Here is a 24657-nt window from a genome sequence, read left to right as displayed (position 1 = left end):
ATGTGGCAAGTTGTAAAAAGAGATGTGAGATTTTGGCTAGGTGTTACTTTTTTGAGTGTATTAATGATTGTTAGTATTGGAAATACGGTGTTTTTTGACGGAAATATTCGTGAATTAACAATGATGTATAACGAAAAAGGAGAATTAGAGGCTGCTCCGTTTTCACCATCGAGTAAATTTTGGTTTGGAAGCGATGAGAAAGGACGCGACCTTTTTCAGTTAATAATAGAAGGAGCGAAATGGACAGTTGGTGCTAGTATCGTTATCGCAATTTTACGTGTAGTAATTGGCGGAACGATTGGTTTATTGCTTGGTATGTACAGTAAACGCTCATTTTCAGTTATCTCATCTTTTTTTGATCCGTTTAGTATTGTACCGATGATTATGATTTCCTATTTTATGTTAAATGAAGTTTTAATGTTTGAAAGTGGAGAGGAGGCTGCTCCGTTTCACTTACGGGTTACGTTTCAAATTATAGTTCTTGCGTGCCTTGCTGTACCAACTGTTATGTTGTATACGGCGCAAGAAGTAAAGCGTATTAAGAATGAAGAATTTATGTTGGCTGCTACTGTGCTCGGAGGGAGTAAGTGGCAGCGGTTGAAACGCCATGTATGGCCACATATGTTACCATCATTTCTTTTATTAGTAGCCCAGCAATTTGTAAGCACCCTATTACTTCTCTTACATCTTGGTTTGTTAGAACTGTTTTTCGGCGGAACAATAATCTTTGGTATAGAGGCGGATAGTGTAACAAAAGAATGGACAGGATTAATTGGTCAAAACTTCCGTCATTTAACTACTCATACTTGGATCGTGGTCATACCAATTCTTTTTTATAGTATGACAATCTTATCTGGAAATTTGATTAGTAATAGTATGCAAGATGCAATTAAATTAGGAAATGTGAGAAGGCCAAAGGGGGAAAAGAAAAAAGGGAAAGTAGAGAAACAAATACAACCAACTATGAATGATTTTTCATTCTATAGAGAGGTACAAAAATAAAAAAAGATAGCTGAAGACAAATCGTTTTCAGCTATCTTTTTTCGTTTAAAGTGGAGGTAAATCAATTTTACCTTCTTCAAATAATTCTTTTATCATATGTTTCGTATAACCAGCTGCTTGACCAAATGTGATTTTTGCTGGCATTGGTGCTTCGTTTACATCTACAACTACATCAATAATACACGGCCTGTTTTGTTTTACTGCACTTTCGAAAGCAGGTAGTAGTTCATCTAATTTCTCAATACGGTAGCCAATACCGCCGCACGCCTCTGCATATTTTGCGAAATCTGGATTCGTTAAATCGGTGCCGAATTCGATATTACCCATAACTTCTTGTTCGAATTTAATCATGGCAATTTTATTATTGTTCAATACGACGACAACGATTGGTAGTTTATATTTTACAGCTGTTACAAAATCGTTCATAGTCATTCCAAATCCGCCGTCACCACAAACTGCAAATACTTGTTTATTCGGGAACGCAATTTTTCCAGCAAGTGCACCAGGTAAACCGCAGCCAAGTGTTGCGAGCCAGCTTGAAATGATAAATTGCTGGTTCGTCATACGGAAGTGCCTTGCTGTCCAGACCGTTACATTTCCGACATCAACTGAAAGAATGGCGTCATCTTCTGCTACTTGCTGCAATGCATGCATAACGCGTTGTGGTTTAATTGGAGTAGAGGAATCTTCTTCCTGACCGTGTAATTTTTCTTCCCACTTTTTCATCATTTCTTGATGATCCTCTAAGAAGGAATGGTCCTCGTGTTTTTCTACATTTTCAATTAACCATTTTAATGTTTTATCAGCATCACCGGCTAAGCCGATATCTGTCACATAACGCTTCCCGATTTGGGCAGGATCTGTATCGATATGAATTGTTTTTGCCTTTTCAGGTAAGAAACCAGTGAACGGATAAGAAGTACCCACCATAATTAAAGTATCCGCGTGTTTCATTGCTTCATAAGATGGTTTCGTTCCAATTAATCCTAATCCACCGATGCAAAGTGGGTGTTCATCAGGAACAATTCCTTTAGCTGGCAATGTAAGTACGATTGGAGCGCCGATATGTTCTGCGAATGCAAGTAAAGATTCTCTTGCATGTTTTGCGCCTTTACCTGCTAAAATAACAGGTTTTGTCGCTTCATTTATTGCGAGTTTCGCTGCATCTAAATCTTCTTTTTGCGGAAATAGCTCAGGCAATGTAAAAGAAGTGTTTGTAACACGAGCCCCATTTTTTACTTCGAATTTCGGAACGTCATCCGGAATAGTGAGAACAGATACACCTTTTTTCGTATAGGCCATACGAATCGCTTGATTCACTACAGCAGGTAGTTGCTCCGCTGACATAATGCGCTGGTTATACACTGCAACATCATCAAACAATCTTTCTAAGTTTACTTCTTGGAAAAAATCCGTTCCGAGTAAATCGGTTTCTACCTGTCCTGAAATTGCTAGCACAGGAGCCTTATCGAGTTTCGCATCATATAAACCGTTTAATAAATGAATAGCTCCAGGTCCTGCGATTGCCATACAAACACCGAGTTTCCCTGTTAATTTCGCATAAGCGGCCGCTGCTAATGCGCCAGCTTCTTCGTGGCGAACTTGAATGAATTTAATTTTATCTTGTTTTTTTCTTAAAGCTTCAATTATAGAATTAATAGAATCTCCAGGCATACCGTATATATGTTCTACTCCCCATTCAATTAATAAATCAACTAATGCTTCACCAGCTGTTTTCCCAAACATAATTGTTCCTCCTCATAATAGGTAGATAACATTATGTTTTGAAGAAAAAGGAAAAATATACAAATAATAAATTTTTTAGCTTTAATGATGAACAGCGAATAAAGTAAACACTGTTATTAGTAAAAAACCACTAGTTGCCCACATGAGAAATATAAGGAAAGAGAGCTGTTTCTTAGCTTTCCAAAGCATTTCATGAATTGTGACATAACCAAGTGAACCGATAGCGCTTCCCATAATGAGACCTTGTAAATGAAGAGCTTTTCCTTCCATTAAAATGCCAAACACCGTACCGGTACCGAGAATAAGAGAAAGTAATAAAGTTGTTAATAGAAATGAAATATATTTATGTTTTGTAAAAAGAAAGGGGATAATTAAAGCTAATCCTTCTGGAATATGGTGAACGACGATTGCTATTAAAAAGGGGATGGCTGAGTCAGCATGATTAATAAAAGCTGTGCCTAACGCAAATCCACTCGGTATATTATGAATAAATATAGCGAAAGAGAGAAACAGGAATGTTTGCCATGCTTGTTGATCCTTTTTATGTATCATTGGATGGTGACAATAGTTATCTAATAAGCTCATAACTAAAATACCGATAGCTATACCAAGTATAGGACCAATCATTTCATAGCTTGAAAATGTTTCAGGAATAATTTCAAGGGATAAAAGGCCAAGCAAAATACCACCACATAATGCATATAAACGATGCATTTTTTCTTCAATTAGTTGACGTGTTGCAACTCCAACAGCACCTCCTAATAGTAATCCACCGAACGAAAAAAATGTTACAATCATTGGAATCCATAAACGCTCCATAATATCACACTCCGATTGTAGTCCCTTATTTTTAACTTACGAAAAGTTAAGTTGGATTAGTCCAAGTAATTGTGTTTGAGTATAGAGAAAAAACTAGCAATTCGTTATAATTTATATATTAAATTTAAGTGGGAATATGAAAAGGGGAATTGATTATGCAGCAAATTAAAAAAATAGGAAACTCATTTTGGTATATGACACCTGTTTCTGAAACAGATAGACCTATATTAGGAATGGTCGTTGGAAAAGAAAAAACTTTAATGATTGATGCAGGGAATTCAGAAGAACATGCACAATTGTTTTTAGAAATGCTAAAAGAACAGAATGTATCGAGTCCTGATTTCGTAGCACTAACGCATTGGCACTGGGATCATATTTTTGGATTACCTGTACTACAAGAGGCATTGTCTATTGCACATTCTGAAACGAAAAAAGAGATGAGTACACTTGTTTCTTATGAATGGACAGATGAAGCGTTGGACACACGTGTAAAAGAGGGTACTGAAATTGAATTTTGTGCGGAGTGTATCAAAAAAGAGTTTAATGAAAAAGCGAGAAATATTAAAATTATTCCTCCAACTTTAACATTCCAGAATCAACTTGAATTAGATCTTGGTGAAGTGACATGTGTGCTAAAGCATGTGGGCGGAGATCATTCACATGACTCTGTTGTTATGTATATAAAAGAAGAAAAGATATTGTTTTTAGGAGACTGTATATATGCAGATATTTTTTCTTCGAAGTGGAACTATACGACGAAACGAACGGTTACATTAATAGATGAATTAGAAAAATTTGATGCTGAGACATATATTCTTTCTCATGGGACAGCTATAAATCGGGAGGAGTTTTTAAAAGAAATACAATTGCTAAAAACAGTAGGAACATACACAGAAGCTCATAAAGGCGATGAAGAGAAGATAAAGGCAGCGTATAAACAAGAGCTAGATAGAGAATTAAATGAAGATGAGTTAGAAACAATAACGTATTTTGTAAATGGTTATGAAATGGTTAGCCAGTAAAACGCAACTCTAATCAAATAGCCTTAAACTGTACAAAAAGAGTATTGAAGTTTACTTCAATACTCTTTTTAATAAGTAAATATTAAGCCGCAACCAATTTGAGTTTTTTTGCAGGCTTATCATCTGAAGTTATACGACTTTATTTATTTTTCGTATAGATAGAATTTCAAGTGGAAGCTTTCTTTGCTAAGTCAGTTATATAGTTGAAAAAAACATTGTGGTTTACATTATAAACGACATTTACAGGTCGCCCATCATCAGTTTCCACTGTACGCCCTTGGCTAGGTCCGTATGTATGAACAATACTTTTAATCGTTTGTACCTTTGCAAGGTCAGCTTTCCCAACAAACGCAGCGGTTAATACATCCCACAAATAGTAAGTAGAGTTCGTTGAAAAGTGAACGAGAGGAGGAACCATCGCATAGCATTGACCAAGGAAATCAACACCAATATATTTACGCTCTTTTGCCCACTGTTCACGTATGTCTATTGTTAACGGAACTTGATTTGTACTTTCTAGTGTTACTAAGTCGATTTCAATCTTCGCCTCCCATACACGATCTACTGCTTCAGGGTCCCAAAACGAATTCCACTCAGCCGTTCCATCGTGTTCCGGCTCATGTACATTGCCTGCGGTCCGAAATGTACCGCCCATCCAAACGAGACGTTCAATTTTATCTTCGATTATAGGAGCCTCATATAATGCACGGGCTAGGTCAGTTAGCGGCCCTGTAAATAATAAAGTTGTTTTTCCTTCCGTTTGTAGAAGAGTTTCTATTAAATGATGATGCGCAGGTTTGGCTGCTGCAGGTGTTGCAACTTTTCCATACTCATTTAAAATGGGTAAAGCATCTACATAAAATGCATGCATTCGCCAGTCTTTCGGAAATGGATTTTTTCCACGAGAGTTTGACGCTGCTACTTCGATATTACCTTTGCCGAAGCGATCAATAATTTTACGACTTGCAGACATTGCGGGTTCTAAATAACAATCTGCAGGGATAACTGAAACACCTGTAAGTTCGACATTACCCATCTGGAGTAATAAAAATAGTGAAATTAGATCATCTACACCACCATCATGATTGAAGTACACCTTTTTCATCATTGTAATCTCCATTCTCTAATATTTAGCCAAGAATTAAATTTTAATTTTGGAAAAATCATCGATAATTTCCACCACCTGAATTTTCCCATTAATCAGTAGTTCAGGTAATTCGCTTTTGCTATTTCCTTTCCAATAGTCTCTAGCCTGTTCAATTTTTCTGGAGAAAGAAATACCATCTTCTTTTGGTAAAAGATTTCCGTCGCTTTCAAAAGAATTTCCACTCACTAGTAGCTTAACAATCTGTAAAACATCTCGGTTGTAAGAATCAAATAACGCTTTCCATTTCAAAGCATCTTCATAGCTTTTAGAAGCATATAAGCAAGATAACCTTGAAGGGTATTCAGGATATTCTTGAAGCCTAACCATTTCGACAATCGTTTCCCTAACGGCTCTAATTGTTTGATCCGTATATTTCATAACTACTTGAGCGTTTTCATTATTTATATGTAGTTCGTTATTTATATAATTGCTTTTTAAAATTTGAATAGAATCTTCGCCAGTAGCATTTAAGTGTTCTCTTTCAAAAAAGAAGTGATATAAAGTGTTAGTTTGATTATTATCAAAATGAATGATTTGTCCGATATTCATTTTTTTCTTTGTAACGATGTGATATGCGTAAAATTCTGCTTCATTCATAGTTATCCTCCTAGTAGTAATATATTTCAATGTTAAATTTAGTAATTCAACATTGAAATATATAAAACCTTTATAAGCATACAGTTATAGAATGGGAAGATTAGAGTGAAGAGTGAAAGAAATACACGTAAACGCTTTCGAAATGTTCACAAAATGTTCACTTACGAAGGAGTTTCCAATATCGATATAATGGCAAAGACTCAAAGAGAAGGGATGATGAAAGTTGCCAACAACAAGAAAGGAAAACCTCCAATTCGGTATGATGATGTGCCTAGGGATGGTTATCGTAATGACGTTTTACAATTTATTATTGAACGGAGCAGGAGGGCCAATTCATATTAAGGAGATCGCATTAGAACTACTAATTGGATTTATGATTGCGTTATTAATTGAGATATGTATCGTTGGACCTTGTGCGAAAAAAATTGTATTCGCGATACCGTTTAATAAATCGAAGAAAATAAATATTATAGTAGCGATGGCTACAGCTATGGTAATCGGAATGGTTTTCTTTATGTCATTTTACGGAATGGCTATGATGTATTTACATGGTGGACTACAAGGGGAATCATTTGTTTCAAGTTATTTTTCAATTTTTATTAAAAATTTCATTATGGCTTATCCATTACAATTAATTATTATGGGGCCGCTTGTGCGTTTCTTATTTGCGAAGTTTGTTATGAAGAAGACTGTTAATGTAGCGTAGTTATAATATGTAAAAAATTATATATTAATAAAAATATAAAAACACATCTCAAATTTTTGAGATGTGTTTTTTGTTCATTTCTAATTATTTTCATAGTGATGTGACATTTGTCCTTTTGCCTTTTAGGGTCATAGCTTTTAATTAAGTTAGAAATAAAAAATTAGGAGATGATTTTTTGAAAGGCATTGTATTTGCTGTTTTTGCTGGTGTATGTATAACACTTCAAGGAACCTTTAATGCGAAACTTAGTTCACATATCGGCATATGGTCAACGAGTATTATAACGCATTTAATTGGGTTCCTTATTGCAATAACTATATTTTTGTTAAAGAAAGAAGAGAAAGTAACGGATTTAAAGGGTGTGAAAAAAACATATTTAGTAGCCGGTGCATTTGGTGGATTCATTATTTGTGCAGAAACTATGGCGATATATTCAATGGGGGTTACATTGACAGCTGGCACACTTATGGTTGCTCAATTGTTAACAGCAACTTTCATTGAAATAAAAGGACTGTTCCATATAAAAAAGATACAGATGGAGAGATATCATATTGTGGGAACAATAGTAATGATTATAGGGATTGTAATATTTAATATGTGAATAGAAGGAGGAAATGAGAATGGAGAATAGATCAGATTTAATTATTCATTATTTGAAAACTAATAAAATATTTGAGATTTTTTCAGAAATAGATACAGCTTATTTTCAAATAAATCATTTTGAAAAAGGCAAGTTTATTTGCAATATAGATGACGAAATGGATCGTTTATATTTTGTAGTGAAAGGTAAAGTAAAAGTTTATACGATTACACCAGAAGGAAAGAAACTAATTCTTCGCTTTATCAATCCATTGGCGGTTGTTGGTGATCTTGAATTGATACAAAAAAGCAAGACTCATAATGTCGTTGAAGCTTGTTCAGATGTTGTAGCTATCTCCATTTCTAATACGGTTATTAGAAACAAGTTATTACATGATCCTATATTTATGAACTTCTTGCTTGAAAACATTGCGAACACGTTAAAAATATCGACCCGTTTTACAGCTCTAAATTTACTTTATCCAGTAGAAGTGCGTGTAGCTAGTTATTTACTATCAATTTCAACAGATAGTAACGGAAATATGTATAAAGAGGATTTAGATGCAACTTCCATATCAAGTATTGCTGATTTTATAGGAGTAAGTTATAGGCACGTAATTCGGGTGTTACAAAAATTAAATAAAGAAAAATTAATTGAAAAGAAAAATGGAGTTATCGTAATTAAAGATTTTTCTAGAATGAAGGAAGTTGCTAAAGATAATATATATGAGCAATGAAAGGGAGAGGAATATTTTGATTGGATTTAGTTTAGCTATATTTGCTGGAGTATTAATTAGCTTACAATCTATTTTTAACACAAAGGTCAATGAATGTGTAGGACAGTGGTTAACAACTGCATGTGTTCTTGGAATAGGTCTCATAAGTTCTGGTCTATTTTATATCATAACAGAGAAAAGTATTAGCATTAATTTTTACACTACAAATTATTTGTTTTATATAAGCGGATTGTTTGGCATTGGATTAATTATTTGTATAATGGGTGCAATAAAGAGTTTAGGTCCAGCGTATACGGTGTTAATTAGTCTTATTACACAATTAGTTGTTGCATTATGTATTGATACATTCGGATTGTTTGGAATGGAGAGCGTTCCAATACAAATAAATAAATTAGTTGGAATAGGTGTATTAATTGTAGGGGTAGGAATTTTTAAAAATCTATTTTCGAATAAGAAAGCTATTCATATAAACAAGGATAGGGTCTAAAGAATTTAAAGGAAAAAGGTGTTAATGATTAGAATAATTACACTTAGCTCGAATGGCTGAGGAACAATTAACTGGGCAATATAGATTAGACTAAGTTAAAGAAATGAAAAAAGAAACTATATATAAAACGGGTTCTTTTTTACATAAATTTCAAGAATTTTGATGGTGAACTAGAAAAATGGCTTCTCAAATTCTTTTAAAACGATCCTTTAAAGTGGAGTTAATACCATAGGTATCATTAGGGGAAAAACCTCATATGAGTAGTCAGAGGATGTTTAAATAGCATTTTGTTTTTATTTATAGTATTTAATAAACTATAATATAACTTCATTTAAAGGTATTTTGATTCTTAATTAAAAATAAAGTGGAAAATTAAGAATATGTTGATGTGGTGCGGTATGAAAGCTAGGTAGCATAAAGATTAATAATACAAAGATGAACAACATATAAATAAAGTTTATTCATATGTTCTATCTCCCCTGCAATTCCTAGTATTTTTGAAATCTATATATTTCTTCCTCATTTGTGGAAAATAAAACTAATGTTGGGACCAGTAATATTGTGGGGATTAGATAAAAATAGTTGTCCCTATATCGCCAGAATTTTAAATATTCCATTCGTTTTTTATGTTTTCTTTTTTTATTTTTGTACTGATGATAAGATTCTTTTCTCAATTAGATCTTTAAATAACGTAGATCTATTTGGTGCTTGAATTTCTTCCAACGTGTACTTTCCGAAGCATAGTGGTTCATAAATAGTCTTATCATTGTCCTCTGTCGTTAATTTCCCGACTTTTTGTTATCTTTGTCTAAAATTTGAAACACAGTAGGTTTTCAGTTTTACATTTAAATGAGCATTATCTATTTTTGGAATTCAATTTGTACAAGTAATTGAATTGAAATTTTGATTGTTGGTTTTTGTGGTGGTACAGTATCTCTTGTTACTTTCGCTGTATTTTGAATCTTTTTTCCAGCTTGGTCCTCGCATGGAGTACCACTGTATTTTGTATGTTCTTCACTGTTTTCTCAAGTGTAATGATTAGATCTTGTAGAATTAAGAAATGACCTTCATTCATTTCATTTTCTTATCTACTCTGATATTTAGATGCTAATTACAATTAAATAATATATGATTTTCATAAAAAAGATATAGTAATATTTTGTCGTGAATTGTACTAATTTGATATTTTATAGTATTATTTGTCGTGAATTATACCTAGCAGAATATATATTATGAAACTATAAAAGGAACAATGAGGAAATTTATCAAATAATTTACTTAAAAGGAGAATGTAATGAATACTTCTATCGATATACAACACTTGTGTGATCTTGCACATAAAGCATTTAATGCCCCTGTACATATTTTATCTACAGACAAAAAAATTTTATATCATTCTACATCTGATGATGTTTATAGTCCTTTTTATTCTTCAAAAGAAGAACATCTTAGTGATATTTATCAAGAAAACGATCCCTTTAACTTACCACTTTTCAGATGTAACAGCTATCTTGAAAATTTTGTTCTAATACATATAGAAAATCATGATCACATTAAAGGGACTATTATTATCGGTCCCACTATACATCCAAAAGGTTCAGATGATATGACCATAAAACTTCAAAAAGAATTTAAATCAAATGATAAAATTCAAGAAAGACTAGCCTATTATCAGTGTTTATCTGAGATTGAAAAAACTACATTAATTGATATGGGAATTTTATTACATTACATGATTTTCAATGAAAAGTTAGATGTGGGTATTGTTTTAGAAAAAAATAAAGTACTAGAGGAAGTTCCTAATAAAATTGTGAAACCTGATTTATATATTTTAAAACGCCGACAAAACAAACCTAAAACTCACAACATGGCATTAGTAAATGATTTCTTTTTGACTATCAAAGAAGGAAATAAAAAAAGGTTAATACAGTATATGTATGCAGTTTCACAAGAGGATGTTGAACTGATGTTAATAGAGGATCCGCTCAGGAACCAAAAAAACCTTGGAATTATTGCGATTACCTTAGCTACTCGATATGCGATAGAAGGGAACCTGCCACCAGATATTGCTTTTGCTCATAGTATTTTATATATACAAACTCTGGAACAATTAGATAACGTAGAATCTGCAAAGCGATTGTCAGGAGACGCTTTACGTACCTTTGCAGATCGTGTGAAAGAATTCAATGCACAAAAGTATTCATACGCGGTTACTACATGTATGAAACATATTAATAAAAATGTTTACGATGGAATAACTCTCAATGAACTTGCTAATCATTTGGAAATTACCCCTACTTATCTGTCTAAACTATTTAAAAAAGAAATGGGAATTACTTTAAGCGAATATATTCAAAGGGAACGAGTGGAAGAAGCAAAAAAATTATTAACTCTAACTACTTATTCGCTATCAGATATCTGTGCTTGGCTTAACTTTAATGACCAAAGTTATTTTACGAGGGTTTTCAAAAAAATTACTAGCATGACCCCTAGACAGTACCGTGAAAAATATACAATAATATAGGCTTGTTATCTGGTCTCAATGTAAAAACTTAAAAATAGGTGTAAGTAATCTCTAAAACTTGAAAATACTGAGCTTATTACTCTAGAAAAAGTGTGTGATTTGTTTAGATAAGGAACTTGTATTCAAATAGACGTATGATCAACCTGATATTATCTTGTTAGCGGAACAGTTTCAATTTTCAGGAGTTGGCAAAAATAATGGAGAAACGAAGCTTATCTATTTTTTAAATAATAATTAGGCGCTGGATTTATCAGTATAGTTCTGAATTAGACAAACGAGTCTGACGTCAGCTCAAACAAATAGCTTTTGAAGAGTCCATGAAACATATATCCAAGCAAAAGCACAATGGAAATGTTTATACCATATTGTTAACTTGAAACACTATTTTTCTAAAGAAAACAAAAAAACAGAAGGCTGCAAAGGATTTTTAAGAAAGCTTTGCAGCTATTTTATATTTTAAAATCTATGGTTATAACGATGGATAAGTTTATAGATTAATATCTCCATTTTAAATATTTATTAATGTTGATATTAGGGTATATTTCGTAAAAATTAATAATGTAACATATATCACATGATATATCTATGTTTTATGCAATTATACATAACTAAATAAAGGTAAAAAAGTATAAAAAAACCTATTAAATTATTCTATAAGTATTTTTTCTAAAATATAATTTCTTGGTTAAGCTAAAATAGTTATTTTGTAACCTTATATATATTAATTTGTAATCATTACAATTACAGAGGTGAAATTTTTAATTAATTATATTTGTATAATATTTTTGGCTCGTATTTTTACTTAACAGTTAAATTATTGAGTACAATCGACAAAATTTTGCTATTTACGCATTAAAAATTTAATGTTTTAATGAACAACATAACTGGTATGACCAGAGAGAAAGGAGAAGATGACGCTAATAGGAGTATAGCGAAGTTGTAAGTAACATTATGTTGAAAATAATTTTCTTAATAATCAGTTAATTAACGAGAGACCTAGAATCTCAAAATGATCAAGTTTGTAATAAAAGTGTTCTAAGTTTTTGCATAACAAAAGTGAATTTATTCCGCAATAAAAGTATAAGCAATGTACAGTATAAGTTCATCTTTTGTAGTCTTGTAAGGCTCTTGCTGACAAAACTAAGAGACATATTATGTAATTGATATTAAACAAGGTCAAAACAGGATTAACTGTCAGCATTGGTTTATCTATCCTCGCGGTTCTGTAAGTTAAACCGCAACTCTATGGGAGAATTAATATTTTACTACCCATTGGGTGTCTAATTCAAATATAGCTGATGAATTTTTATTGTTTATTTTGAAAAATAGAGTATCTAAATGAGAGATGAGTAAAATTCTTACATCCTATTAGAAGTAAAAAATAAGGATAACACCCTATCTGAAAGACTTCTCTTTCCTCATCCGTGTACAAAGAGAGAGCCTAGTGCTAGGTCGTACAAGTTATATGAATCAATTTATAGAAAAAAATGGTAAAGGAGTGTACGGAATGAAGAATAAAATAATGACAGGATTTTTAATAACATCCATTGTAACTGGAGCGACTATTCCTATCAATACTCTCGCAACACCAATCGTTCAAGCAGAAACTCAACAGGAAAACATGGATATTTCTTCATCATTACGAAAATTAGGTGCGCAATCTAAATTAATCCAAACGTATATTGATCAATCTTTAATGAGTCCTAATGTACAGCTAGAGGAAGTCCCAGCTTTAAATACAAATCAATTCCTAATCAAACAAGATATGAAGGAATGGTCATCGGAACTCTATCCACAGTTAATTCTATTAAATTCAAAAAGCAAAGGATTTGTAACAAAATTTAATAGCTATTATCCGACATTAAAATCGTATGTAGACAATAAAGAAGATAGAGAAGGTTTTGTGGATAGACTTGAAGTACTTCAAGAAATGGCTATGACGAATCAAGAAAATGCGCAACGACAAATTAATGAGTTAACTGATCTTAAATTACAGCTTGATAAAAAATTAAAAGATTTCGATACTAATGTGGCAACTGCGCAAGGCATATTAGGTACAGATGGAACAGGAAAAATAGATCAGTTAAAAAATGAAATATTAAATACCAAAAAAGCAATTCAAAATGATTTACAACAAATTGCATTAATACCAGGAGCTTTAAATGAGCAGGGATTTGCTATATTCAAAGAAATTTATAGTCTTTCAAAAGAAATTATTGAACCGGCTGCTCAAGCGGGGATGGCAGCGTATAACAAAGGAAAAGAAATTAACAACTCTATTCTAGAAGCGGAGAAAAAAGCAGCGCAAGAAGCGACAGAACAAGGTAAAACTGCTCTAGAGATTGAATCGGCCAAAAAGGCAGCTCGTGAAGCAATTGAGAAAAGCAAACAAGGTGAAATAGCTGCAGCTGCAGCTGCAAAAACGCAAGAATATGACCTGATGAAAGCCATTGATACTGAAAAGATTAAGAAAACATTTGGTGTCTTCGCAGAAGTAAATAAACTAACAGCAGAGCAGCGATCATATTTAGATGACTTAGAGAAACAAAACCAAAAAATATATGATTTAACAACGAAACTATCAATAGCAGATTTGCAAAAATCAATGCTTCTTCTTTCACAAAATGATTTGCATACATTTGCAAATCAAGTAGATGTAGAACTTGACCTACTAAAGCGCTATAAAGAAGATTTGGATCAAATAAAAAATAATATTACAAAATTATCTACTAATGTTGATGCAACTAACGAGCAGTCTCAAAAAGATACATTAAGACAATTAAAAAATGTAATAAGTTACCTTGAAGAACAGGTATATAAATTTTGATATTACGTTTTTGGAAAAACTATGAAAATTCTAGGAATCTAGCGAAAAAAGGAGAAAAGTGATGAAAAAATTCCCATTCAAAGTGCTAACTTTAGCCACTCTGGCAACGGTTATAACTGCTACTACTGGTAACACTATTCATGCATTTGCACAAGAAACGACCGCTCAAGAACAAAAAGTAGGCAATTATGTTTTAGGTCCTGAGGGACTGAAGAAAGCATTGGCTGAAACAGGGTCTCATATTCTTGTAATGGATTTGTACGCAAAAACAATGATTAAGCAACCGAATGTAAATTTATCTAATATCGATTTAGGATCAGAAGGAGGAGAGTTGCTCAAAAATATTCACCTTAATCAAGAACTGTCACGAATCAATGCGAATTATTGGTTAGATACAGCGAAGCCACAGATTCAAAAAACAGCTCGTAATATTGTAAATTACGATGAACAATTTCAAAATTATTACGACACATTAGTAGATACTGTACAAAAGAAAGATAAGGCAGGTCTAAAAGAGGGCATAAATGATTTAATTACAACAATTAATACAAATTCAAAAGAGGTAACAGATGTAATTAAGATGCTACAAGACTTCAAAGGGAAACTATATCAAAATTCTACAGATTTTAAAAATAATGTTGGTGGTCCAGATGGGAAAGGTGGATTAACTGCAATATTAGCAGGTCAACAAGCAACGATTCCACAACTTCAAGCTGAAATTGAGCAACTTCGTTCTACTCAGAAAAAACATTTTGATGATGTATTAGCATGGTCAATTGGTGGTGGATTGGGAGCAGCTATTTTAGTTATTGCAGCTATTGGAGGAGCAGTTGTAATTGTTGTAACTGGTGGTACAGCAACACCGGCTGTTGTTGGTGGACTTTCAGCTCTTGGAGCAGCTGGTATCGGTCTAGGAACTGCGGCTGGTGTCACGGCATCTAAGCATATGGACTCCTATAACGAAATTTCTAACAAAATCGGGGAATTAAGTATGAAAGCAGATCGTGCTAATCAAGCAGTTCTTTCGCTTACTAACGCGAAAGAAACATTGGCATATCTATACCAGACTGTAGATCAAGCGATATTGTCTCTAACAAATATTCAAAAGCAATGGAATACAATGGGCGCAAATTATACAGATTTACTGGATAATATCGATTCTATGCAAGACCACAAATTCTCTTTAATACCGGATGATTTAAAAGCTGCTAAAGAAAGTTGGAATGATATTCATAAAGATGCAGAATTCATTTCAAAAGACATCGCTTTTAAACAGGAATAGAACTGAAAATGAAAACTTATATTGGAGGAATATAAAATGATGAAAAATATCCCGTACAAACTAATCGTCGCATCGGCTCTTTTAACTATGACAGCAACTTCTGTAGTCTCACCAGTAGCAACTTTTGCAAGTGAAATTGAACAAACGAACAATGGAGATACGGCTCTTTCTGCAAATGAAGCGAGAATGAAAGAGACCTTGCAAAAGGCTGGATTATTTGCAAAATCTATGAATGCCTATTCTTATATGCTAATTAAGAATCCTGATGTAAATTTTGAAGGAATTACTATTAATGGATATGTAGATTTACCTGGTAGAATCGTACAAGATCAAAAGAATGCAAGAGCACATGCTGTTACTTGGGACACGAAAGTAAAAAAACAGCTTTTAGATACATTGACTGGTATTGTTGAATATGATACAACGTTCGACAATTATTATGAAACATTGGTTGAGGCGATTAATACAGGGGATGGAGAAACTTTAAAAGAAGGAATTACAGATTTACGAGGTGAAATTCAACAAAACCAAAAGTACGCACAACAATTAATAGAAGAATTAACTAAATTAAGAGACTCTATTGGACAAGATGTTAGAGCATTTGGAGGCAATAAAGATCTTTTGCAGTCGATTCTAAAAAACCAAGGTGCAGATGTTGATGCAGATCAAAAGCGTCTAGAAGAAGTATTAGGATCAGTAAACTATTATAAACAATTAGAATCTGATGGGTTTAATGTAATGAAGGGTGCTATTTTGGGTCTACCAATAATTGGCGGTATTATAGTGGGAGTAGCAAGAGACAACTTAGGTAAGTTAGAGCCTTTATTAGCAGAATTACGTCAGACCGTGGATTATAAAGTAACATTAAATCGTGTAGTTGGAGTTGCTTATAGTAATATTAATGAAATGCACAAGGCACTTGATGATGCTATTAACGCTCTTACTTATATGTCAACGCAGTGGCATGATTTAGATTCTCAATATTCGGGCGTTCTAGGCCATATTGAGAATGCAGCTCAAAAAGCGGATCAAAATAAATTTAAATTCTTAAAACCTAATTTAAATGCAGCGAAAGATAGTTGGAAAACATTACGAACAGATGCTGTTACATTAAAAGAGGGGATAAAGGAATTAAAAGTGGAAACTGTTACTCCACAAAAATAGGGAAATATTTATTCTGTTGCAAAGTGACCCATAACATAGAGAGTCTATGATTACACTGATAAACAGTAAAGCGGTAATTAATAAATCCTTATATATTAAAAAGGCGGAGTCTCATTAAAGACTTCGCCTTTCACTTATATATAAGTTGTATCCAAATAAAAAGATAGCCATGTAGTTTACTTGTTTTTAAAAATTTGTAACAGAATCGATCAATAGGAGACAGGTTATATAGATTTGCTTAATAATATCGAATCTATGCAACAACATCTTCTTTTAATAAGAATAGGACTTGAAATCATACTCTATACAGGAGGAATAAGAAAAGATGAAAAAAAAACCTTATAAAATACTGGCTGTATCAGCATTTTTAATTATGACAACTACCTATGCACTCACACCAATAGCAACCTTTGCAATTGAAACTGAACAAACGAACACTGGAGATATGTCTCTTTCAGCAAATGAAGAAAAGATGAAAAAAACTGTACAAGATGCTGGGTTATTTGCAAAGGCTATGAATGAATATTCTTATTTGCTAATTAATAATCCGGATGTGAGTTTTGAAGGGATTTCTATTAATGGGTATGCAGATTTACCTAGTAAAATTGTACAGGATCAAAAGAATGCAAGAGCACATGCTGTTACATGGAATACAAAAGTAAAAAAACAGCTTTTAGATACATTGACCGGCATTATTGAATACGATACAAAGTTTGAAAATTATTATGAAACATTAGTAGAGGCGATCAATAATGGAAATGGGGATACTTTAAAAAAGGGGATTACAGATTTAAGGGTGGGGATTCAACGAAACCAAAAGTCCGCAAAAGCGTTAATAGAAGAATTAACTAAATTTAAAAACGCTATTGGAGAAGATGTTAGAGTATTTGGAAGCCATAAAGAGACCTTGCAATCGATTTTAAAAAACCAAGGAGCTGATGTAGAGACTGATCAAAAGCGTTTAGATGAAGTTTTAGGACAAGTAAACTATTATAAGAAATTAGAATCTGATGGGTTAATAATGGTGAAAGTCCCTTTTATCCCCACGCTTATTTCTGGTGGCATAATGATAGGTACTGCTAGAGATAATTTAGGTCGATTAGAGCCTGCTTTAGCAGAATTACGTAAAACTGTAGATTATAAAATTACATTAAATCGTGTAGTCGGAGTTGCATTTCATAATATTAGTGATATGCATAGTACGATTGATAGTGCTATTACTGCTCTTACTTATATGTCCACACAATGGGATGATTTAGACTCTCAATATTCGGGCGTAATGGGGCATATTGATAAAGTTGATGAAAAAGCTGATCAAAATAGATATAAATTTTTAAAGCCTAACTTGAATTCAGCTAAAGACAGTTGGAAAACATTAAGAGCAGATGTTGTCACATTACTAGAAGGCATAAAAATTGCAGAGAAGAAAGAACAAGATTTTATGAATCTACTTCGTCCATCAAACGTTTTTTACTTTTATAAAAAAATCCATAACGCATATACTTTTGAAATAAAGACTGGAACAAATGCACCAAATGCGTCTTATAAAGTTATGAATTTAACTAAAAACACTGTTCATCATATGTGGAGTGGAGGTGCTAATACAAGCATGTGGGCTGACTGGCTTTCATTCAATCCAAATGATGAATTTGCGGTGGTAGCAGTAGTGGATGGAAAAGAATATGTTGTATATAAAGACAAAGTAGAAAATATAATGAACTGAACCCGAAAAAACGTATTAATTGGAGATGGTACACTAAACTAGACACCAAGTTAATTGAAAAATTGACCGGCATATGGCTCCTTATTTCCTAGAACCCCTAGCTAAAGCAAAGGAATTCGTACATAGATTAGTTGACATTTATGTAGGTTTCATCCATTTTCAAAGATAGTTTTTCTTTTTTGTTTTATTTTTCAAAAATCACGAATGAAATTTCCGCATTTACGAACTCAGCACATAATGGTTGTTAGATGAATTGACATACCACGTCCCTTTAGAATTTCAGGCATATTATGATAACTTAAAGAAAAAAATAATAGTAGCAAATGGCTACTATTATTTTTCTTTAAAATATCACATCTATCATGTTCCTTATTTGCTTTCCCAGAATTTATTCTAGTTAAAAAAACCTTGCACCAGAACACATATTGTTCTGATGCAAGGTTCGCTGCAATATAAAATACACGACAGTAAGGGCAAGACATAAAATGTGATTTCAAATGAAACATATGTATATGTGAAGTAAGGTAAAAGAGGGGCTGCTCATAACCAGTAGCCCTTCTTTATAACGTTATTTTGCAGGGGAATGTTCAAATATACGTTATATATCATATTCCTCTTTTTCGGAAGAGCAACAAGAACATCTAGCTTAAAAATTTTCACAACAGAGCCAGATAACGTGTTAAAGTATTAATTACTGTGCATGTAAAGATAAAAAAAAGAGCCTTACAAAAAGATGTTTGTAATAGTTTAGCTTATACGATTTTAGGGGATTAATAGTACTTTGTGCCGTTATTATTAACCTAATTTCCAAGAAAAAGAGGTGAATGTAGGATGACTAAACCTTTTAAAAAAAATAGTCGTTATATGGTTGGATTGGACAGTCTAAGGGGCCTAGCTATACTAGGTGTTATTTTGTATCATATTAATTTTAATTGGATGCCTGGAGGATTTTTAGGAGTTACTGTATTTTTTGTACTTTCAGGTTATTTAATTACAGATATTCTAGCCATAGAGTGGAAGAGAAATAAGAGAATTGATTTAAAAAAATTCTGGCTTAGTAGGGCAAGGAGATTGCTTCCAGGAATGCTTGTTATGCTCGTTATAACGTTGGCATGGATTACAGTTTTTCATAGCTCTTTACTTGAAAAAATGCGCGGAGATTCATTAGCGGCATTATTTTATGTTAGTAACTGGTGGTATATTTATCATAAATTATCGTACTTTGATAATTTTAACCAGCTTTCTCCATTGAATCATTTTTGGTCGTTAGCAGTTGAGGAACAATTCTACGTTGTTTGGCCATTTATCATTAGTTTAGGGCTTTACTACATAAAAAAACAATCCCGTATGATTTTATTAATTTGTCTGGGAGCCGTTGCTTCAGCTTTAGCGATGGCAATTTTGTATGAACCTGGAGCTGATCCGAGCAGAATATATTATGGTACAGATACGAGGGCCTTTTCCTTACTTATCGGAGCGGTACTTGCCTTAGTTTGGCCAAGCAATAGACTTGCAAATAAAATTATCCCAAAGGCGCGTTTCATTCTTGATGTAGTGGGGGGCATTGCCCTTATTATTATTTTGGTTATGTTTTGGAAGACCAATCAATATGATCCATTTCTATACAAGGGAGGAATGGTTCTCTTATCAATTGCAACAGCATTGTTAGTCGCAAATCTAGCTCATCCAGCTAGTCGTATTGCTCAATTTTTACGATTTAGACCTTTACGTTGGATAGGGATAAGATCGTATGGCATATACCTCTGGCATTATCCAATTCTTACATTGACGACTCCAAAGGTAAATGCTGGGGATTTTTCATTAATAAGAGCAATCCTTCAATTTCTTTTGATTATATTGATTGCGCAAATTTCATGGAAGTTTATTGAAAAACCAATCCGACAAGGTGCGCTCCGGAACATTCAGTTTAAGAATTTAAGAATTCAAAATGTCACTTTAGGTGTTAAGTTAGCTTTAATTTGTACATTATTCGTTTCGTCGATAGCGGTCGTAGGGTTATCAAAAGCTAGTAAGGCTAAGGAGAACTCTCAACAAGATAAGGTAAAAGCAGCACAAACACAACCGGCGCCACATCCAGTTGCAGTTTGGGAAAATCCAAATCAAGAGACGCCTCAAAAACAAGGGGAATCAAGAGAAGTAAATTCTGCGCAACCTAAAAATTCACTCACAGTTACTGCGATAGGCGATTCCGTTATGATTGATATTACTCCGTATTTAAAAAATACTTTTCCTGATATTAGGATTGATGCCCAAATTGGTCGCCAGCTGTCAAAAGCGATTCCGGTAGTTGAACAGTTAAAATATGAAGGTAATTTAGGAAATTATGTCATTATTGGATTAGGTACAAATGGAGCCTTTACTACTGAACAACTTGTTTCATTAATAAAAGTAATTGGAAACGAACGTAAAATCATATTTATTAATACGAGAGTACCACGTCCGTGGGAATCAATCGTGAATGAGAGACTGAAAGTAACGGTATCTGAATATCCGAATGTAACTCTAGTTGATTGGTATGCAGCAAGTGCTGGAAAGAAAGACTACTTTGCACCTGACGGTGTGCATTTAACCAAAGTAGGTGCAGAAGCATACGCAGCACTTGTAGCCAAAGCGGTGAAGCAATAATTAAATATGTTTTATTAACTTCTGTTGGGTAAGGAAATGGTTCTGAGTATGAGGTGCCACTCTGAGGTTTAATTACAATTCAAAAAAGAATATTATTCATGTTCTTCTAATCTAAGATTTAGAGTGGCCTGACTCACTTCTGTAATTTGACATGAAATATATGCAAACCTGAAAAAAAAGAAAAGGAACTAGAAGAGGCTACAAAGAATACAAAATATGAAGTTGAAATATTAGGAAGAGACTCCGCAGGTAGAAGCACTGCAAATACATTAAAAGAACGACTTGCAATGAAAAAAATTAATTCAAATCCACAAAGAATAGTTCTAACGAGAATACCAATGACAGATTCTTGTTGACCCAAAGAAGGTGGCTAGGAATGGAACTCTTGTAGCAATTCATTATTTTAAAAATAATAGAACAGGCGAATTTAATGATTTTAAATTTAAAAATTAATTTTTTGTTGATAGGAGCTTGTATGTGAAGGTAATGTGTATAAAAAATTCAGGAGATACATTTTCAGAGGTTTTATTAGATCAAGGATATAATCGAGACTCTATTATAAATTTAGAAACCGATAAGGAATATGTGGTTTATGGTATTAGTTCATTGAATGGAGCATTAGACTATCTAATCTTGGGTGAAAATGCAAACTTGCCTTCATGGTACCCAGCAGAATTGTTTGAAGTATCGAACCCTTTACAACCTTTAGAATGGTATTTTGCGGATCATAAACATAGTAAAGCGACAACGATACAATATATATGGGGTTATAAAGAATTAGCTTTAAATGATAGACATGCTCTTGGTTTAATAGAAAGGGAGAATAAAGATATTGCAATATTTTTAAAGCGAAAAGCCGAAATTGAGGAATTAGAAGAATCGTAATAGTGAAGGAATTGATTAATTTATAAAAAACGTAGGAATTAAATATTCCTACGTTTTTTTGTACATAACATTTAAATAAACACCTTATTTTTGGGGGATTTACAGGTTCAAATGGAAGATGCCCTGATTTTCGATTTGAATCAATATGATACTATTTACATGTATTGTCATGTACGGAATTATATTTTTTTGCACCTGAACTGTGTATATTATTTGTAGGATTTTCTGTTTTTATGTCGAATATATCTTTAATGCAGGGAGGGACATTACATGATTATTAAAGACTATTTCATCAATCTTTCTATTTTTTCTTTATTAGTTAGCGCAGCGATATTTATTCAAGTGTTTTTGATTCATTCCAGGCGATATTTCGAAAAATTCTATGGAGGGATTATTGCAGTTACTTTGATGCTCTTTTCTTTTCCATACATGGGATTTTCCTACGATCTTCGAGTTGTTCCTCTTATTCTATCTTTTATTTACTTTGGTCGCATTGCTGGTTGGATTACACTAATTAGCATAATTATAATGCGTATCTTTTTCATTGGTGGGTATTGGGAGCCACCTGTGATTGCATATTTAAGTATGAGTGTTCTATTTTTTACTTTTAAAACATATTTTAAAAACCTTCATCCTTTTAAAAGTGCATCTTTATATTTTTCTATTTTTGTCGGAATAAAGTGGTTAGTTGGTGTATTATTTAATACTACATTACTTTACACAGGAGGCTTATTATATATAGCGTTAGGACTTTTAATTGGGCTATTTCTTATGGAAGCCTACCAGAGATTGTATTATTTAACACAGGACTTATCTAAAATGAACCGGGAATTAAAAAAATCCAAGCAAGAACTTACAGATACCGTACATGAGCTTCAAGGAGGGATTTTTAAATTTAAAAAAGTGGGTAAGCACTTTATACACACTTTATGTGATGGACAGTTTTATTATCAAAAAGGATTTTACTCTGAACAGGTGGTAGGGAAAAGCTTACGGACTATTGATGCCTCTATTGTTCCACCACATTTAGTTTCACAATTGATGAAGTATTATCTTCAGGCATGGGAAGGGAAAGAAATTATATTCGAATTACCCTGGCCAGATGATAAAACAATTATTCTTATTGCACTTAGGCCGATTAAACGAAATGGACAAGTTATTGAAGTTGTTGGTTCTACAGTCGATATAACCGAAAGGAAAAAGGTAGAATCAGAATTAAGAGCTACCAAAGAATTACTAGAATCATTTATAAAGCATAATGTAGATGCTATTACCATATCTGATCGAGAAGGGCATATTTTACAAGCAAATAAAGCTTATGAAAAGATATTTGGATGGTCATTAGAAGAAATCATAGGTAAGAGATTACCTTGTGTACCAGATTTCTTAATGGAAGAATCACTCGAAAATATTCAGAAAATTCTAACAGGAGAATCCGTAGTTACTAGATTAGAAACTGTTAGACGACGTAACGATGGAAGTCTTCTTGATGTCAGTCTGACAGTTTCTCCTATATTAGACGTAAGAGGAAATGTGATAGCTTTATCTGCAATATGTAGAGACATCTCTGAAAGAAAACAAGCAGAAAGAGAGCGACATCAATTACATCAACAATTAAAAGATAGTGAAATGAAGTACCGTGCACTAATCGAACAAGCAACTGATGCAGTATATGTAGTAGAGCTGAATGAAAATTATGTTCCCAGTCGATTCATTGAGGTAAACCCTGTTGGTTGTAAAAGATTTGGATATAGTAGAGAAGAGCTGCTCTCGTTACCATTTCCAAATGTAGTACCACAAGATTCTAAAATGATTGTAAGGTTGTTAGAAAAAATTAGAGAGGGAGAAACTTCCTTCACTTTACAAGATGAATATGCTTTTCCAACAGGAAAAATAATAACAACTGAGTTTAGTGTCCGTGTTTTTAACTTAAATGGTAAAAAGGTTTTCCTGAGTATTTCTCGTGATATCACTGAACGGCTAAAAACAGAAGAATTACTACGGAAATCTGAAAAACTTGCTGTCGTAGGACAATTAGCGACTGCAATGGCTCATGAAATTAATAATCCATTAACCGCAATGAAAGGGTTTATGCAATTACTAAAATCAACGGAAACTGAGAATAATCAGGGGTATATAAATATAGTATCATCAGAGATTGAGCGTATAGAAAGTATTACTAATGAATTTATGGCGGTAGCCAAACCACAGGTGGTAAAGATACAACCTAATGATATTAGTGTGCTAATGGATCAAGTTTTAATGCTACTGCAACCTCAAGCAATGATGAATAATATAAAAATTAGAATTGATTTTACACCCGGTATTCCATTGATTCCATGTGAAGGAAATCAATTAAAACAAGTATTTGTTAATATTATAAAAAATGCAATTGAATCCATGCCAACAGGAGGAGAAATTTTGATTCAATTTGATAAACTTGATAATAATCAAATAAGGATTCGCTTTATCGATCAAGGATGTGGGATTCCAAAAGAACGTATACCATACTTAGGAGAACCTTTTTACAGTATTAAGGAAGAGGGAATCGGCTTAGGATTAATGGTATGTTATAAAATTATTGAAACACACCAGGGGAAGGTATTTATTGAGAGTGAAGTGAATAAGGGAACTATAGTTGAAGTCACTCTTCCAATTTGCACGCTTCAAAATTAAAACATTCTTTTACTGAAATTTTATAAATTAGTAAGCAGTTAGCTTTGGCTAGCTGTTTTTTTGTATATATTGTAATCGATTCTTCATA

General features: G+C 33.0%; 18 protein-coding genes. 14 read left to right on the top strand and 4 right to left on the bottom strand.

Annotated elements, in window-relative coordinates; all coding sequences use genetic code 11:
- Positions 1–1002, top strand: coding sequence for an ABC transporter permease (locus A6J74_RS05165; RefSeq protein WP_000267901.1), 1002 nt, complete (start codon positions 1–3; stop codon positions 1000–1002).
- Positions 1003–1047: 45 nt separating this feature from the next.
- On the opposite strand, the gene A6J74_RS05160 is transcribed toward A6J74_RS05165, so the two are convergent.
- Together A6J74_RS05160 and A6J74_RS05155 are read right to left on the bottom strand one after the other, a co-directional pair.
- Entirely contained in the window at positions 1048–2748 is a 1701-nt protein-coding gene (locus tag A6J74_RS05160) for a pyruvate oxidase (protein WP_000467253.1), read from the bottom strand.
- Between the two features lie 81 nt (positions 2749–2829).
- On the bottom strand, positions 2830–3567 hold the full coding sequence (locus A6J74_RS05155; RefSeq protein ID WP_000440622.1) for a ZIP family metal transporter: 738 nt from the start codon (positions 3565–3567) through the stop codon (positions 2830–2832).
- A gap of 155 nt (positions 3568–3722) precedes the next feature.
- Between A6J74_RS05155 and A6J74_RS05150 the strand changes: the two genes are divergently transcribed.
- The gene (locus A6J74_RS05150; RefSeq protein WP_001184102.1) at positions 3723–4589 is read left to right on the top strand and encodes an MBL fold metallo-hydrolase; all 867 of its coding nucleotides are present in this window, start codon (positions 3723–3725) and stop codon (positions 4587–4589) included.
- Positions 4590–4755: 166 nt separating this feature from the next.
- Here A6J74_RS05150 and A6J74_RS05145 read toward each other — a convergent pair whose 3' ends face one another.
- Together A6J74_RS05145 and A6J74_RS05140 are read right to left on the bottom strand one after the other, a co-directional pair.
- On the bottom strand, positions 4756–5697 hold the full coding sequence (locus tag A6J74_RS05145) for a nucleoside hydrolase (RefSeq protein WP_002093760.1): 942 nt from the start codon (positions 5695–5697) through the stop codon (positions 4756–4758).
- A 33-nt stretch (positions 5698–5730) separates the two neighbouring features.
- Positions 5731–6333, bottom strand: a complete 603-nt coding sequence (locus tag A6J74_RS05140; protein WP_001001042.1) for a DUF2441 domain-containing protein — start codon at positions 6331–6333, stop codon at positions 5731–5733.
- 223 nt (positions 6334–6556) lie between these two features.
- Between A6J74_RS05140 and A6J74_RS05135 the strand changes: the two genes are divergently transcribed.
- The 12 genes from A6J74_RS05135 (at position 6557) to A6J74_RS05075 (ending at position 24569) form a co-directional block, all read left to right on the top strand.
- Complete coding sequence (locus A6J74_RS05135) at positions 6557–7039, top strand: DUF2798 domain-containing protein (RefSeq protein ID WP_001143399.1); 483 nt, start codon at positions 6557–6559, stop codon at positions 7037–7039.
- Between the two features lie 175 nt (positions 7040–7214).
- A complete protein-coding gene (locus A6J74_RS05130) occupies positions 7215–7640 on the top strand; it encodes a DMT family transporter (protein ID WP_000676419.1) in 426 nt (141 codons plus the stop codon).
- A 19-nt stretch (positions 7641–7659) separates the two neighbouring features.
- Positions 7660–8355, top strand: a complete 696-nt coding sequence (locus A6J74_RS05125; RefSeq protein ID WP_000431587.1) for a Crp/Fnr family transcriptional regulator — start codon at positions 7660–7662, stop codon at positions 8353–8355.
- A 16-nt stretch (positions 8356–8371) separates the two neighbouring features.
- Positions 8372–8842 carry a DMT family transporter gene (locus tag A6J74_RS05120; protein WP_000578999.1) on the top strand — a complete coding sequence of 157 codons (471 nt, stop codon included), beginning with the start codon at positions 8372–8374 and terminating at the stop codon, positions 8840–8842.
- Positions 8843–10136: 1294 nt separating this feature from the next.
- The gene (locus A6J74_RS05115; protein WP_001097923.1) at positions 10137–11366 is read left to right on the top strand and encodes a helix-turn-helix domain-containing protein; all 1230 of its coding nucleotides are present in this window, start codon (positions 10137–10139) and stop codon (positions 11364–11366) included.
- Between the two features lie 1507 nt (positions 11367–12873).
- Positions 12874–14193 carry a hemolytic enterotoxin HBL lytic component L2 gene (gene hblC, locus A6J74_RS05110; RefSeq protein ID WP_002105282.1) on the top strand — a complete coding sequence of 440 codons (1320 nt, stop codon included), beginning with the start codon at positions 12874–12876 and terminating at the stop codon, positions 14191–14193.
- 61 nt (positions 14194–14254) lie between these two features.
- Positions 14255–15475, top strand: coding sequence for a hemolytic enterotoxin HBL lytic component L1 (gene hblD / locus A6J74_RS05105; protein ID WP_000714444.1), 1221 nt, complete (start codon positions 14255–14257; stop codon positions 15473–15475).
- 36 nt (positions 15476–15511) lie between these two features.
- Entirely contained in the window at positions 15512–16639 is a 1128-nt protein-coding gene (hblA, locus tag A6J74_RS05100) for a hemolysin BL binding component B (protein WP_000977258.1), read from the top strand.
- A gap of 325 nt (positions 16640–16964) precedes the next feature.
- Positions 16965–18362, top strand: coding sequence for a hemolysin BL regulatory component HblB (gene hblB / locus A6J74_RS05095; protein WP_000730117.1), 1398 nt, complete (start codon positions 16965–16967; stop codon positions 18360–18362).
- 831 nt (positions 18363–19193) lie between these two features.
- Complete coding sequence (locus tag A6J74_RS05090) at positions 19194–21008, top strand: acyltransferase family protein (protein ID WP_000165414.1); 1815 nt, start codon at positions 19194–19196, stop codon at positions 21006–21008.
- Between the two features lie 477 nt (positions 21009–21485).
- The gene (locus tag A6J74_RS05080) at positions 21486–21893 is read left to right on the top strand and encodes a hypothetical protein (protein WP_000866988.1); all 408 of its coding nucleotides are present in this window, start codon (positions 21486–21488) and stop codon (positions 21891–21893) included.
- 270 nt (positions 21894–22163) lie between these two features.
- The gene (locus tag A6J74_RS05075) at positions 22164–24569 is read left to right on the top strand and encodes a PAS domain S-box protein (RefSeq protein ID WP_000584266.1); all 2406 of its coding nucleotides are present in this window, start codon (positions 22164–22166) and stop codon (positions 24567–24569) included.
- Positions 24570–24657 lie beyond the last annotated feature (88 nt).

Origin of the sequence: Bacillus sp. FDAARGOS_235 (assembly GCF_002073415.2) — a bacterium.
Taxonomy (GTDB): Bacteria; Bacillota; Bacilli; order Bacillales; family Bacillaceae_G; genus Bacillus_A; species Bacillus_A toyonensis.
Note: the sequence above shows the minus strand (reverse complement) of the source record. Positions and strands in the feature narration are given on the sequence as shown.

Excerpts from the sequence above, each read along its gene's own strand:
- A6J74_RS05165 (WP_000267901.1), top strand. The coding sequence starts at position 1 with ATGTGGCAAGTTGTAAAAAGAGATGTGAGATTTTGGCTAGGTGTTACT.
- A6J74_RS05160 (WP_000467253.1), bottom strand. The coding sequence starts at position 2,748 with ATGTTTGGGAAAACAGCTGGTGAAGCATTAGTTGATTTATTAATTGAA.
- A6J74_RS05155 (WP_000440622.1), bottom strand. The coding sequence starts at position 3,567 with ATGGAGCGTTTATGGATTCCAATGATTGTAACATTTTTTTCGTTCGGT.
- A6J74_RS05150 (WP_001184102.1), top strand. The coding sequence starts at position 3,723 with ATGCAGCAAATTAAAAAAATAGGAAACTCATTTTGGTATATGACACCT.
- A6J74_RS05145 (WP_002093760.1), bottom strand. The coding sequence starts at position 5,697 with ATGATGAAAAAGGTGTACTTCAATCATGATGGTGGTGTAGATGATCTA.
- A6J74_RS05140 (WP_001001042.1), bottom strand. The coding sequence starts at position 6,333 with ATGAATGAAGCAGAATTTTACGCATATCACATCGTTACAAAGAAAAAA.
- A6J74_RS05125 (WP_000431587.1), top strand. The coding sequence starts at position 7,660 with ATGGAGAATAGATCAGATTTAATTATTCATTATTTGAAAACTAATAAA.
- A6J74_RS05115 (WP_001097923.1), top strand. The coding sequence starts at position 10,137 with ATGAATACTTCTATCGATATACAACACTTGTGTGATCTTGCACATAAA.
- hblC (WP_002105282.1), top strand. The coding sequence starts at position 12,874 with ATGAAGAATAAAATAATGACAGGATTTTTAATAACATCCATTGTAACT.
- hblD (WP_000714444.1), top strand. The coding sequence starts at position 14,255 with ATGAAAAAATTCCCATTCAAAGTGCTAACTTTAGCCACTCTGGCAACG.
- hblA (WP_000977258.1), top strand. The coding sequence starts at position 15,512 with ATGATGAAAAATATCCCGTACAAACTAATCGTCGCATCGGCTCTTTTA.
- hblB (WP_000730117.1), top strand. The coding sequence starts at position 16,965 with ATGAAAAAAAAACCTTATAAAATACTGGCTGTATCAGCATTTTTAATT.
- A6J74_RS05090 (WP_000165414.1), top strand. The coding sequence starts at position 19,194 with ATGACTAAACCTTTTAAAAAAAATAGTCGTTATATGGTTGGATTGGAC.
- A6J74_RS05075 (WP_000584266.1), top strand. The coding sequence starts at position 22,164 with ATGATTATTAAAGACTATTTCATCAATCTTTCTATTTTTTCTTTATTA.